At 40.2% G+C, this 13,829-nt stretch carries 9 protein-coding genes; 4 read left to right on the forward strand and 5 right to left on the reverse strand.

Features of this window, described 5'->3' with window-relative positions; all coding sequences use genetic code 11:
- The first annotated feature begins 232 nt into the window (after positions 1-232).
- The 3 genes from AS4_RS19775 (at position 233) to AS4_RS19785 (ending at position 1,973) form a co-directional block, all read left to right on the forward strand.
- Entirely contained in the window at positions 233-1,201 is a 969-nt protein-coding gene (locus AS4_RS19775) for a DnaJ C-terminal domain-containing protein (protein ID WP_096735254.1), read from the forward strand.
- A 41-nt stretch (positions 1,202-1,242) separates the two neighbouring features.
- Positions 1,243-1,581: a chaperone modulator CbpM gene (locus AS4_RS19780; RefSeq protein ID WP_004725521.1), complete on the forward strand. Its 339-nt coding sequence runs from the start codon at positions 1,243-1,245 to the stop codon at positions 1,579-1,581.
- A 122-nt stretch (positions 1,582-1,703) separates the two neighbouring features.
- Positions 1,704-1,973, forward strand: coding sequence for a YdcH family protein (locus tag AS4_RS19785; protein ID WP_004725519.1), 270 nt, complete (start codon positions 1,704-1,706; stop codon positions 1,971-1,973).
- A gap of 7 nt (positions 1,974-1,980) precedes the next feature.
- Here AS4_RS19785 and AS4_RS19790 read toward each other — a convergent pair whose 3' ends face one another.
- The 3 genes from AS4_RS19790 to rpsO all read right to left on the reverse strand — a co-directional run bounded on the left by AS4_RS19790 (position 1,981) and on the right by rpsO (position 5,965).
- Positions 1,981-3,204: a magnesium transporter CorA family protein gene (locus AS4_RS19790; protein WP_096735255.1), complete on the reverse strand. Its 1,224-nt coding sequence runs from the start codon at positions 3,202-3,204 to the stop codon at positions 1,981-1,983.
- Between the two features lie 148 nt (positions 3,205-3,352).
- Positions 3,353-5,440, reverse strand: a complete 2,088-nt coding sequence (gene pnp, locus AS4_RS19795; protein ID WP_171478454.1) for a polyribonucleotide nucleotidyltransferase — start codon at positions 5,438-5,440, stop codon at positions 3,353-3,355.
- A 255-nt stretch (positions 5,441-5,695) separates the two neighbouring features.
- Positions 5,696-5,965 (reverse strand): 30S ribosomal protein S15, encoded by a 270-nt coding sequence (gene rpsO / locus AS4_RS19800; protein ID WP_004725514.1) that lies wholly within the window; start codon positions 5,963-5,965, stop codon positions 5,696-5,698.
- 269 nt (positions 5,966-6,234) lie between these two features.
- Here rpsO and AS4_RS19805 point away from each other — a divergent pair, with 269 nt between their 5' ends.
- Positions 6,235-7,533, forward strand: a complete 1,299-nt coding sequence (locus AS4_RS19805; RefSeq protein WP_096735257.1) for a serine hydrolase domain-containing protein — start codon at positions 6,235-6,237, stop codon at positions 7,531-7,533.
- Between the two features lie 634 nt (positions 7,534-8,167).
- Here the strand turns inward: AS4_RS19805 and recD are convergent.
- Both recD and AS4_RS19815 read right to left on the reverse strand, forming a co-directional pair.
- Positions 8,168-9,943 (reverse strand): exodeoxyribonuclease V subunit alpha, encoded by a 1,776-nt coding sequence (gene recD, locus AS4_RS19810; protein ID WP_197724421.1) that lies wholly within the window; start codon positions 9,941-9,943, stop codon positions 8,168-8,170.
- Between the two features lie 96 nt (positions 9,944-10,039).
- Entirely contained in the window at positions 10,040-13,828 is a 3,789-nt protein-coding gene (locus AS4_RS19815; protein WP_096735259.1) for a UvrD-helicase domain-containing protein, read from the reverse strand.
- Between the last annotated feature and the right edge of the window lies 1 nt (position 13,829).

Below are 13,829 nucleotides of genomic sequence, written 5' to 3' on the forward strand. Positions count from 1 at the left end.
AAGTTTTATAAATTAAAAGGTTGAATAGCTATTTGGAATCGTCATTTACTTCACCAAAGCACCAACCCGAACACACAAAGCCTATAGAACATGAAACACCACCTTTATCAGCAATAAGCGGGCTTTTGTGCTAGATAAGTTTTGAAACAATAACCACACTAAGTTGCTCTTCCATCTGCAGCCAAAAAGGCATAAAACTAGAATAAAGTTAAACAAAATAATGACCTTAAGTATGGCAAAAAATTATTATGAAGATTTAGGTGTTTCTAGAAATGCGACACCAGACGAAATTAAGAAAGCTTATCGAAAACTCGCACGTAAATATCATCCTGACGTGAGTAAAGAAGCCGATGCTGAAGCAAAAATGCAGACGATCAATGTCGCCTACGACACCTTAAGTAATGAAGAAAAGAAAAAGCAATACGATTTTGAACTGGATAACCCCTATGCCAATACAGGTGGGTTTGGAGGGCAATCTGCAGGTCAAAGTGGTTTTGATGGTAGCCAATTCCATCGTTCGTACAGTAGCAGTGGTGGACAAGATTTTAGTGGTTTTGAAGATCTATTTGGACGTTTCGGTGGCGGTTTTGGCGGTGGACATCAACAAGATTTTGGGCAACGCGGCTCTCAGCAACAACGCAGCTATAAAGGTGAAGATCAACATGCCAGTATTGAAATTCCTGTAAGCATTGGTTATGAAGGCGCAACCCAGAGTATCACCTTACAAATCCCAACCTATAATGCCTATGGTGAACCCGAAGTACAACGGAAAACCCTCCAAGTTAAAATCCCCAAAGGCATGAAAGAAGGTCAGCAAATTCGCCTTGCAAAACAAGGGCAAGCTGGAATTAACGGTGGTGAAAATGGCGATCTTTATATTGAGATCCAATACCAAGACACTGACCGTATCCGTGTTGAAGGTGCTGATGTCTATTACACGGTTGATGTTACACCTTGGGAAGCAGCACTTGGTCAAAGTATTGAAATTGATACCCCAGCAGGTAAAGTAAAAGTTACTGTGCCACAAAATGCCAAACCCAATCAGCAACTCCGTTTAAAAGACAAAGGGATACCGCATAAAACCCCAGGTCATCTTTATTTGGTGATCAATATTGTTTATCCCAAAGCAACCACCGAAACACAGCAAAAAGCCTATCAACAATTTGCTGATGCTTTTACTGACTTTAATCCCCGTTCATAATTTTATAGATACCAACATAGCCTTGCTAAAGGAGAGCAATCATGACAACTATTCAATATCGTGAAATTGTCTATGACGGTTTCCATGATGCAGAAATCGTGGATGAAAACCTAAATCTAGATCTCAAGCACTTTGCTGAGGCATGCGGTCAAAGTCCGGATTGGATTTTGCAATTGCTTGAATATGAAATTTTACCTGCACGTCCTGAAGACCGTATTCATCAATTTTTTGGAGAAGATATCTCACGCGCACGTCGTGCTTATCGTTTACAACGTGACTTTGAAGCCAGTTTATCTGCCGTTGCAATGATGATGGATTTACTTGATGAAGTTCAACAATTGCGAAAACAAGTCAAACATCTTCACCTTCATACTCATTAATTCATTTCAAAATGTTAATGCCTAGTGACAGGTTAATATTTAACCTGTCATGATGGAGAACTTGTCTCTCCGTTTTTGTTTTTTCGTTTAGAATTTTCTGACAAAGAGGTTAATGAGCTCTGATGAATTCGAAAGTAATGAATAAAAAGTTGAAACACATGTTCCCAGAACACCGCGATCTCATGTGTAGTTTAAAACAAGAAGATCCGCATTTTGCTAAACTTTTGATTGACCACGATGAACTTGATCGTGAAATCAGTCACCTTGAGCTTGATCCACTCAATCATATTCATGAAAATATTGAGCAGCTCAAGCGGAAAAAATTAAGATTAAAAGATCAACTCTACTTAATTTTACAAAAGACAGCGCAGATAAATCCTCAACTAGAATAATGCTTAATTATTTCAGTTTTGTGATTTTTTCGACTTCTTTCATGGTTTGTTTGATCGGTTCATAATCTAAAAACCAGAGTAAATTGACGTGCTGATTTTTATGTTGTTGTGCCAACATATCAATCACACTTCGTTCACCACGCCCGACCAAATGACGGCGGTAAAAATAGACTAACAACCCAATCGTACAGCCCAACATCACACCCAGCATCACCCAGAAACCTATCGGACTGCGTAAACCTGGAATGAATTCAAAATTCATTCCATATACCCCTGTTAATAAGGTCAATGGCGCAAACACCGCAGTAATAATCGCAAGAATTCGCATATTCTCATTGGTTTGATTGGCAATTGCAGAAAAATGTAAATCAATCGCAGTTTGAATTGCGGTACTTAAACGTACTGTATATTTTTGAATACGTTCAACATGGCTAACCAGATCATCCACGCGAACCAGCATAATGTCCTGCTTCTCAGTGCGTTTTTTACCTTTTAAATGGGCATAATTTTCAACAATTTCATCTCGAAGTTCCTGTAAGGAATCTATTTGTTCTTCGCACAAATTTTCAATTTGTTGAAAAACCAGATTTTCCTGAAACAGTTGATGCCACTTGGTAAAGCGGCGATTGCCTTGCAATAGTTCTTGTTGCCAAAATTCAACCCGACGAGACAAAGGATTACGCAAATCCAAATAGCCATCAATCATACTATTCAGCAAACGCAGTGCTAAATCTAAAGGCGTAGTCGGTAATTTACGTGGTTTATTTTGTTCTTCTAAACTCTTATTCATGATATTGAAAATACGGGCAAGATAACTTTCAAAGGCATGGTTGCCCTTTTCATGAATGGTGATTAAAGCTTGTGAGGTAATAATAAAACTGACTGGTGAGGACGCCAAACCAAAAACACGATCATGCTGTTCAAGGGCATCTTCGCCACTATCGATTTGATCATCTGGGGTAATTAATTTACGAAAAATCAATAAATCATAATCTTCCATTGCATCAAATGTGCATGGATGTTCGATATTTAAAATATCTCGAATATGGTATTCATTGAGGTGAATTTCGGTCGCATTATAGATTTCTTTTTGCCATTGCTCAGCACGATTGACCACATCTTCACGGGTACAATCCACCCAGACAAATTGCTGCTCTGCATTAAAAACAGGCTCTTTTTGTATACAGGTATAAGGTTCATCTGTGTGTTGAAAAAAATAAAAGCTTTGCATATTCACGATATTTTTGGTCTTTCTTGTTATGCATCATGCCATAAAAAAAGCCCTGAGCAAGCCAAAGTTGTAACTTTGGCGAAGCACAAGGCAGTCTTTTCTATATTAAATTTTAATCAAACCCTAAAGGATTTAAACCTTGCAAATATTATGCTTGGTCTACATCTTTCATGGTTAATTTAATACGACCACGGTTGTCTACGTCAGCAACTTGAACTTTAACGTCTTGACCTTCAGCCAAGATATCAGTCACGTTTGCAACGCGTTCGTTTGAAATTTGCGAGATGTGAAGTAAACCATCTGTACCTGGCATGATATTTACAAAGGCACCAAATTCAACGATACGAATCACGCGACCAGCATAGATTTTACCTGGTTCAACTTCAGCAGTAAGCGCTTGGATTTTTGCAATCGCAGCTTGAGCAGCCGCTTTGGTTTCACCAAATACACGTACAGTACCGTTATCTTCGATATCAATCGCTGCTTTTGTTTCTTCTGTGATTTGACGGATTGTCGCACCACCTTTACCAATCACATCACGGATCTTATCAGGATTGATGTTGATCACTTGGAATGTTGGCGCATGCATAGAAATTTCAGGACGTGCACGTGAAATCACTTGGTTCATTGCATTCAGAATATGCATACGACCTGCATAGGCTTGATTCAACGCAACTTCCATAATTTCTTCTGTGATACCTTCGATTTTGATATCCATTTGAAGCGCAGTAATACCGTTTGCAGAACCAGCAACTTTAAAGTCCATATCACCTAAGTGATCTTCATCACCTAAGATGTCAGAAAGAACAGCAAAACGCTCGCCTTCTTTTACTAGACCCATTGCGATACCCGCAACTGGCGCTTTAAGAGGAACACCTGCATCCATAAGTGATAATGAAGCACCACATACAGAAGCCATTGAAGATGAACCATTTGATTCAGTAATGTCAGATACAATACGAATCACATACGGGAAGCGATCAGCTGGTGGAAGAACAGCTTGTACACCACGACGTGCTAAACGACCATGACCAATTTCACGACGCTTAGGACCAGATTCACGACCTGTTTCACCTACAGAATATGCAGGGAAGTTGTAATGCAACATGAAGTTGTCAGTTTTTGTACCAGACAAGGTATCAACCATCAACGCATCACGTGTATTACCCAAAGTCGTTGTAACCAACGCCTGAGTTTCACCACGTGTAAATAATGATGAACCATGAGCACGATCTAACACACCCACTTGTACGTCTAATCCACGAACAGTTTTAGTATCACGACCATCGATACGTGGTTTTCCTGAAAGGATGTTGTCACGTACAGTACGGTATTTAAGATCTTCAAATAATTCGTTTAAGTCATCTGTAATACCAGCTTCGTCATTTTCAGGAACGAATTGCGCAGTTGCTTCAGCTTGAAGTGCATCTAAAGCAGCATAACGGTCATGCTTAACAGCAATGGTATACGCTTCAGAGATTTTAGCTTCAAATGCGTCTTTTAATTTTGCACGAAGATCTTCGTTTTTAACTGGAGCAGTCCAAGTTGATTCTGTTGCACCAGCGGCAGCAGCAAACTCTTTAATCGCTTGGATCGCAATTTGCATTTCGTCATGACCGAAAAGCACAGCGCCTAACATTTGGTCTTCTGAAAGTTCTTTTGCTTCAGACTCAACCATCAATACTGCAGATTCTGTACCTGCAACGACAAGGTCAAGGTCAGATTGAGCAAGTTGTTCTAAATTTGGGTTAAGGACATATTCGCCATTGATCAAACCAACACGCGCACCACCGATTGGACCACGGAAAGGTGTACCTGCGATTGCAAGTGCAGCAGACGTACCTAACATTGCAGCAATGTCAGCGTCCATAGTTTTGTCTGAAGACACAACTGTTGCAGTAACTTGGATCTCGTTGTAATACCCTTCTGGGAACAACGGACGAATTGGACGGTCAATTAAACGAGAAATTAAAGTTTCTGCTTCTGAAGCACGGCCTTCACGCTTACCATAACCACCTGGGATACGACCCGCAGCATATTGTTTTTCTTGATAGTTAACTGTAAGTGGGAAGAAGTCTTGACCCGCTTTAGCAGTAGGTTGTGCAACAACAGCAACCAGTACTGTTACGCCACCCATTGTAATAAGAACCGTGTTTGCTTGACGAGCAACACGACCTGTTTCTAGTACAACTTGATGTTGACCATATTGAAATTCTTTACGAATAACATTAAACATTGACATGTATTTTTGTTTCCTAATTTTATTCTAGTGGAGACCCCTAAGGTTTGGCATTCACATCAACCGCATAAATGACAAAGCTTAGAAGCCGACCTCACTAGACAATAAATCTTTAGTTAGACTAATTTTAAACACGAAGAAGGAGCGAATATTCGCCCCTTCCCTTTTATCCAGTAAATACTGGATAGACTTTAGTTTTCATCAGTACAGCATTCAGCATGCAATAATCCGAAAATAAAAGTTTAAATCGAATTAACGACGTAAACCTAAAGCAGCAATCAAATCGCTGTAACGAGTAGCATCTTTACCTTTAAGATAGTCAAGAAGCTTACGACGTTGGTTAACCATACGGATCAAACCACGACGGCTATGATGGTCGTGTTTGTGTTCTTTAAAGTGACCTTGCAAATCATTGATTTGAGCAGTCAATAAAGCAACTTGTACTTCAGGTGAACCAGTGTCATTTTCAGCACGAGCGAATTTTGCAACGATCTCTGCGCGATCTGCGTTTGTTAAAGCCATTCGATTTCTCCGAGATGCTTAATTTAAATATTTGATACAAATCAAATTGATTCTTCAAAATCAATTTAACTGCCGTGCATCACTACAGCAGTCGCCTATTTTAAAGGAAGTGGGGTGAGATTGCAAAAATATCGTACAACCATATCCCATAAGGCTTAATTACAAAACTATTGCATTTTTTTTACAAATCGCATGGCAATTGGGACACTGACATCATGCTCAACTCAGTTCACACTGCCGTGGAATAAAAATAATCATGGAAAAAGATTGTGAAATTGTTTTCAACCAATACCTGCTATGTACCCAAGGACTTAAGCAGTATCACGCAGCGCAAAAATGAAGTTTCTCCAGAACTGGGAGGGATGACCCAACAACAAATTGAAAAGATTTGGCAAAGTATTGAAAACCTGTATCAAACAGGCAACCATCCCCTGATCACCATGTGCTTAAGACGCAAAGGTGAGATTATTCTCAATCGTAGTCTGGGTTATGCGTCAGGTAATTCTGCTGATGGTCTGGCTTCAGATGCGGTACTTGCCAATCCAGACACCCCGATTTGCCTATTTTCAGCATCAAAAATAATTACAGCAATGTTGATTCACATGTTAGATGAAACAGGTGCAATCAATCTATTAGATCCGATCAGTTATTACATTCCTGAATATGCACAAAATGGCAAGCGCCGTGCCACAATTTTCCATTTATTGTCCCATCGTGGTGGAATTCCACGGATAGAAATGGAAGTCACCCCAGAACTGCTTTTTGACAAAGATCAAATTTTACAACACCTTTACGCTGCACAACCCATTTCACCTGCTGGTACGCATTTGGCTTATCACGCTGTTACTGCAGGCTATATTTTAGGTGAATTGATTGAACGGGTAACAGGACAAGATATTCGTCAGTTTTTACATGAACATATTGAAAAACCGATGGATATGCAGTTTTTTAACTATGGCTTAAAACCAGAATATAGAGATCAAGTTGCTTTAAATTATCCGACTGGTGTACACCCTAAACTCGGTACAGACTTATATTTAAACCATGTGCTCGGTGGTGGCTTACAGCTTGCTGTCGATGTGACCAATGATCCACGTTTTATGGATACGGTATGCCCTGCGGGCAATATTTACACCAGTGCTGAACAAGCCAATCGCTTCTTTGAGATGTTATTGAATGGCGGTCAATATAATGGCAAGCAAATCATGAGTCCTGAAACGGTATTTCGTGCAACTTTGCCCACCTCAACCACCAACATCGACCGAACCTTACTTGCACCGATGCGCTATGCTTTGGGGCCTATGCTCGGCAGTAACCCAGTGGGTATATTTGGGCCAATGACGGGGCAAGCTTTTGGTCATTTAGGCTTTTCCAACATTCTCTGCTGGGCTGATCCAGAGCGTGATATTAGCGTCAGTATTTTAAATACAGGCAAAGCTGTAGTTGGAACACATATTCCTGCTCTTGCGCAAACACTTTATCAAATTTCTACTCAGTGTCCTAAGATCCCTAAAACACAACGTCGAGCATTATTTGGCACAGATCGAACAGAAACCGAATTGGTTTAAATTGTCAGTTTAAACAGCGATTTTGGTTTAAATGCAACAGATAAAATATGAAAAAGCCCTAAGATTACTCTTAGGGCTTTTCCTTTGCGCTGTAGTTTCTTGTTTAGTTATTGTGCTTATCTTATTTATAGTATTTGCTTGTACCCTAAGCAGTTTTTGTTTTTGTACATGACACTTATTTCACAACCATGTGACCAATTATGTCCTTATGTGACTTATTATGCCTGTGACATATAGTGAACAGAAGTCGCATTTACCGCAAGATTATGTGAGAAATAACGTACATAGAGGCAATGGTTGTAGCGTTTAAAAAAACCTACTAAATTTAAATAATTTGATTCTCTTTGAAGTAAAAAATTCAGAATTTAATTTCAATAAAAAAGCCCTGTAGTCTCTCCCAAAACTACAAGGCTTAGCGGCTGTAAGTTTCCTCTTATCACTTACTTTCATGTAAGTTCGCAGTCTCACGACTTTAAATTGTTATTATTTTGCGATTTTACTCAACGATCCTTGCTGAGTTCTTTATGGCTTCATCATCTCAAAAAGTAACAAGAAGCTCTATGCGCAAATCTCTCGAATTCATGTAAGCAATTTCGTACATAGAGATAAACTATCAATAAAAACTACAAAATAACTATGCCGTGTTAATCATGCTAACCAATCCACTCATTCTGGTTGTGGCAGTGTCTAAAGCGTGGATAAATGCTTGTCGATCAACCAGTAAACTCACCACTGATTTGGCCCGTGTGATGGCGGTATAAATCAACTCTTGGCTCAACAAACGTGTTGCTGCAACATCCAAAACTACGGCGGTATGGGTGAATTCTGAACCCTGAGACTTATGGATGGTTAAAACAAAAGCGGTTTGCATCGATTTAGGCAAACGCGTTGCAGCAATCCATTTGTCTAAACTGGGGAAATAGACTTCAAATTGATCAGCATGCTGGCGATGTTTTAGACAAATTCCGATATCTCCATTGGAAAGACCAAGTTGATAATCGTTATAGCTCATCATCACAGGGCGCCCAACATACCAGTCACCATAACGAGCCAATGTTGGAAGATATTCAAATAATGCTTTTTCCATTTCATGGTTTAAGCTATTCAATCCCAATGCACCATGCCGAACAGCCGTTAAAATACGATAGAGGTCAAATGCTTGTGTCACCGCTTCAATCTGATGATGAGGCTCTTCGGCCATCAGATAGCTGTTTAAACTTTGAAAATAAGCTTGAAAACCTAAACTGAGTTTTTGGTAATACTGGATTAGATCTGCTGGCAAAATCTTTTCAGGCAGATATTCAAGCTGAATCACATCTTGCATATTTGCTTTGAGCTCAACTGGTTTAAGCGCACTCGCCTCAACAATCTCTTGCTCAAAATTCGCCAATAATTCTGCACGGTCTATACTTTGATTTTTCTGTGATTGAATAAACTGTGCCATTTTTCCAATTAAAGCACCATCTTTAAAGCGTTGACTGGTCTGTAGATTGACCCGATTGTGCTGTAATGATTGTACATTCTGTAAATCTGCCAACACCGAACCGACATCCACAGAAGCCAACTGATTGGCATCGCCCAAAAGAATTAAACGGCAATGTTCAGGAATGGCTTCAAATAACATCGTGGCTAAATTTAAATCTAGCATCGATGCTTCATCAACCACGACCACATCATAGGGCAATGGCTGTCGTAGATTAAAACGAGGAATATGCTGATTTCCCAAGCCCAATAACCGATGTAAGGTCATGGGATTAAATTGATGTTGGTTCAGTCCAAAACTGTGTAGTTTTGGATCACTCAATGATTTTTGTAGTGCTTCCCCCATTCTCTGTGCGGCTTTGCCTGTGGGCGCAGCCATTGCAATACGAATATCAGGAAGGGTTTGCTGCAATACTGCAATGATTCTGGCCAAGGTATAGGTTTTACCTGTACCTGGTCCGCCAGTAATAATATTAAAAGCATTGCCTGCCACCATAGTTAAAGCAGCTTTTTGATGCCTATCGGTGAGAAGCTGATCAAATGCAACAACATCAACAGGTTGAATCTTCTGCTGTTTTAACCGTGCCACTTGTATCGCCAAACGACGCTCAAGTTGCCAATAACGATATAGATAAATCAAGCCATGCTGTTGCACAAATGGTGCAACCACTGTTTCAGCTAAATCATGTTCTACAATATCAGGTTCTTCAATATCATGCGTTACAATCAATGGCTTTAATAAGGCGGTGTTTTGCGCCCCTGCGGAGATACAGCTATCCCCTTGTGTGGTTGCCAATAAAATTTCTTGTACTAATTCAAGTGTCTGTTCATCTAATCCTGAAGCTGTGGAATACTGCGCTAAAATGTATTTACTCCATGTCTCAATCCATTGCGGGACTTGGCTTTCTAAATCCTGTTTATTTTCCACACGGTTATCCTCAGAGTTATCTACAAGGTTTTCAACAGAGTTATCCACAGAATAACTTATTGTTTGCAAAGATGTTCAAGCAACTATTCACACGATTCAACTGGGTTTATCCTCAGTAAAATAGCCCAATATGGCATCAAGTCTTAAAATAAATTCCGTCGTGGGTCGCCAGAAGTAGTAACCTTGTCCACTTTGACCATTCATACCACGTAAATACAAATAGGTTGCGCCTCCCAGATCACGATCAATTTGATAATCTTCGAGCTGGATTTTCAAATAACGATGCAATGCCACCAAATACAAAGATGCCTGTAGCCAATAACTGGCATGTGACATGCTGTCCTGAACAGCTTCAAATGAATAACTTTGCTGATCTACACCCAAAAAATTACTTTTATAATCGGCGATATGATATTGCTGACCATCAAAAAACACCAAATCAATTGACCCATTTAAATAACGTGCTGAATTGGCATCTTTAAACTCAGGCATTGCAATGGCATGCTCATCAAACAATTGATGTATACGTTTAATTGCCAAAACTCGATCTGAAAGGGCCAGATAAAATGGAAACTCAGCTAAATGCTCATGTGGTTCAAGTTGCCCCATTTTAAAATGACTGAGAATCGGCGTAGATAAAACATCCTGTAGCCACTTAGCCATCCAGTCAATCAGCGTCTCTTCTACAGCGTGTTCTGTTTGAGAAACGTCCTCACTCGAATTGTCGTTGAGAAAAGCCTGCTGATATTTTTCCAGTAACTCCGTCCATAAACTTGAATAATCATTTTTAAAGCGACGACGTATTTCCAAACGCCAATAATGCGTATCTTTAAAATCAATATGCTCAAAAATTTCATGTAGGAAATTTCCTGCAATTGTGCCCATTGGGAAATTGGCTTTGATCCATGCAAGCGGTTGACTAGGAACCACATCTGTAATGATTTCAACAATGGGTTGTTGAATTTCATCTTCTGCTCGATCCTGTTTTTGTTCAGAAACGGCCAAAGCATCCTGAATTTGTTGCCGAGTTAAATGCTGAGCCAAAGCACTAAAACTGGTTTTACCCCGCGGATAAAAACGTTGGGTAGGAAAGGCTTGTGCAAGTAAAGGCAATTGGACTTCGCTCTTGGGTTTTTCTAAACGTGGTGGGCGTTCGGTCAATAAAGCTTGCATGGCAGTTCCAGCATGCTGAAACGTATTTGCGCCTTGACCGCGCCAAAATGCCAGTCCTGTTGTAGATTTTTCCTTTACATCACTCAGCATTGCATACACCCGATAACTGGCGCGGGTCAATGCCACATACCACAACCGGTGATGTTCTGCTAAAGCGCGCTCATTGTGTTGCTCAATGTCTTTTTTATCGAGTAGATTGGCATCATTGATCGCCACCACACGCTGTTGTTCATTCTGTCCTGTTCGTACATTCAGCTGTTCAACCGTCGAGAAATTCAGCGTTTTATTGATCTCTTTAAAGTCTTTATCAGCGCCCAATAAAAACACAAACTTAAATTCAAGCCCTTTGGATTGGTGAATGGTCATCAACTGAACCCCTGCCTCATTGGACAGTTTCCGTTCCATCTCCCACTCTCTCTCCATCGGTGAAGTCAGTTGTTTTAAATACCAATGATAAAGATTTTGTGCACCTTGATAGTCTTCACTGTGCTGGCTCAATAACTCTGTTAAATGACGTAAATTCACCACCACACGCTCATTGTCACGACTGTGTTTTTCCACCAATTTTGTCCAGACAGAAAATTGGTTAAGCAGATATTGCCAAGCTGTTAAAAACCCTTGATTGAGCCACATCTCACGAATCTGATCGAACAGTTCAATATAGACACTCAAACCATCAGCATGCTGTTCCAAGACAATCAATGCTTTTAGATCAAAGCCGATCAAACGACTTAACAAAGCTCGTTTTACTTTGGCTTCATGATAAGGATGCAAAATTGCAGCAAGCACAGCACCAACATCACCTGCTATCTGACTTTCAAAGACACTTTTTTTCGAGGGGCGACTGGTTCGAATCCCTAAAAATTCCAGCGCGGATTGTGCTTTATCTAAGCCATCATGGTTTTTAGAGAGGATGGCGATATCATTTTCATCTACTGCACGATGCACTGATTTTTCAATAAAATATAAACTGCCTTGAATCCCCTGATTCAGTAGCTCACGAATTTTCCATGCCACTTGCTCAGCTTCTTGATTTTTATCTTCAAGCTTGATCCACCTTAAAGGCTGTGGATTGACATGACCTTGATCCAGTAAGTCGGGATGCGGACGAGGACCTGCTTGTACTGGGGTATACCAGACCTGTTCACCAAAATCCATCTGGCGTTGAAATAAGGCATCAACCACTTCAACCAAAGGCTTGACTGAGCGATGATTAAAAATCAGATTATATTCATGCCCTGCTTTACCAAACACATCCTGATGCGCTTTTAAAAAGGTCAACATGTCCCCACCACGGAAACCATAAATCGCCTGTTTACGGTCTCCGACCATGATCATACAACCCTGTTTGACACGATTGGGATGCCGCCAAATTTGTGCCAACATATCATCTTGATCTTGGTTGGTGTCCTGAAATTCATCGACCAGAATCAGTGGATAACGCGCATGTACAAAGGTCGCAAAACGCTGGCCTTGTTCGCCTTGCAAAGCCTCTGCAAGGGTACGAATTTGTTGAGCAAAGGTGGTTTCACCCTTTTGCTGTAACACTTGTGGTAAGCGTGTTTTGACTTCTTTTGCCAAATAGTATTTTAAGAATGTATTGGTTCCAAGCAGTTGATTTTCATATATCTCAATCTGCGCATAAATACTGAGTAACTGTTGAATAAGCGTGTGTTGATAAAAATCGGATTGTACATTTTCAGGTGCGGCTTTTTTAAAAATTTGCTGCTCCCGAATCACCTTAATCAGGGTTGCAAAGTCGGACTTTTCAACACTCAGCTTTGAACTTAGATAATGTTTATAGTCATGCTGTTGTAGGGTTTGAATAATTCGCGGCAAGCTCTTGGCAAAAATACGATTCAATCGATCATTTCTAAATTTTGTCCCATTTGCAAATTTATAAAACTCACCATCCAATAAATAATAACTTTGCAAAGTCTGCAATTGATCCAGTTGAATCTTGGCAAGCTGTTCAATCGCCTGTTGGAATAGCTGAACATCTGCATTGGAAAATTTAGGCTCAATAAAATTTGCCGAGGCAAAATTTAAGCTTTGTTCCACCGTTGCAACATAATAATCGACACCATGTAACTCGCCCGCAAACATCAAGCTATCCACAATATCTTGGGGCTGTTTCTGAATCCATGCACGAAGTACATCATGAATCAATTGCTGACTATAACTTTTCGCATCATCAGTAATTTCAGCCCGCTCAATTTTGCCACTTTCAAAAGCAAACTCACGCAGTAATTTCTGACTAAAACTGTCTAAAGTCCCGACAAAAAGTTCATCCAGTTGATCAATCACCAATTTCAAGCGTTCACAGGCATACGCAATCCGCGAGGCAAACATTTTTAATACTTTAGAAAATAATGGATCTGACTCTTGGGCTGCCTTGGTCAAGACTTGCGCTTCGGTTAATTCACGACATGAGTCAAAATAGCGGTATGTTTCCTGTAATCGTAAGCGAATACGTGTTTTCAATTCTGCCGCAGCTTTACGGGTAAATGTGGTCGCAATGACTTGGCTCGGTAAGTATTTTTCTAAAAAAATCCGCACCATCAAGCTTGAGAGCGTATAGGTTTTACCTGTACCTGCTGAAGCTTCGATCCAGTGCAATCCTGAAAATTGCATATCTTCAATCGGCTGAATCGAAACTTTTTTGGCTGTGCCGTTTTGTGCTGCTGGTAACTGTGAATTTACGGAAGTCATG

The organism is Acinetobacter guillouiae (assembly GCF_002370525.2).
Classification (GTDB): Bacteria; Pseudomonadota; Gammaproteobacteria; order Pseudomonadales; family Moraxellaceae; genus Acinetobacter; species Acinetobacter guillouiae.

Excerpts from the sequence above, each read along its gene's own strand:
- AS4_RS19775 (WP_096735254.1), top strand. The coding sequence starts at position 233 with ATGGCAAAAAATTATTATGAAGATTTAGGTGTTTCTAGAAATGCGACA.
- AS4_RS19780 (WP_004725521.1), top strand. The coding sequence starts at position 1,243 with ATGACAACTATTCAATATCGTGAAATTGTCTATGACGGTTTCCATGAT.
- AS4_RS19785 (WP_004725519.1), top strand. The coding sequence starts at position 1,704 with ATGAATTCGAAAGTAATGAATAAAAAGTTGAAACACATGTTCCCAGAA.
- AS4_RS19790 (WP_096735255.1), bottom strand. The coding sequence starts at position 3,204 with ATGCAAAGCTTTTATTTTTTTCAACACACAGATGAACCTTATACCTGT.
- pnp (WP_171478454.1), bottom strand. The coding sequence starts at position 5,440 with ATGTTTAATGTTATTCGTAAAGAATTTCAATATGGTCAACATCAAGTT.
- rpsO (WP_004725514.1), bottom strand. The coding sequence starts at position 5,965 with ATGGCTTTAACAAACGCAGATCGCGCAGAGATCGTTGCAAAATTCGCT.
- AS4_RS19815 (WP_096735259.1), bottom strand. The coding sequence starts at position 13,828 with ATGACTTCCGTAAATTCACAGTTACCAGCAGCACAAAACGGCACAGCC.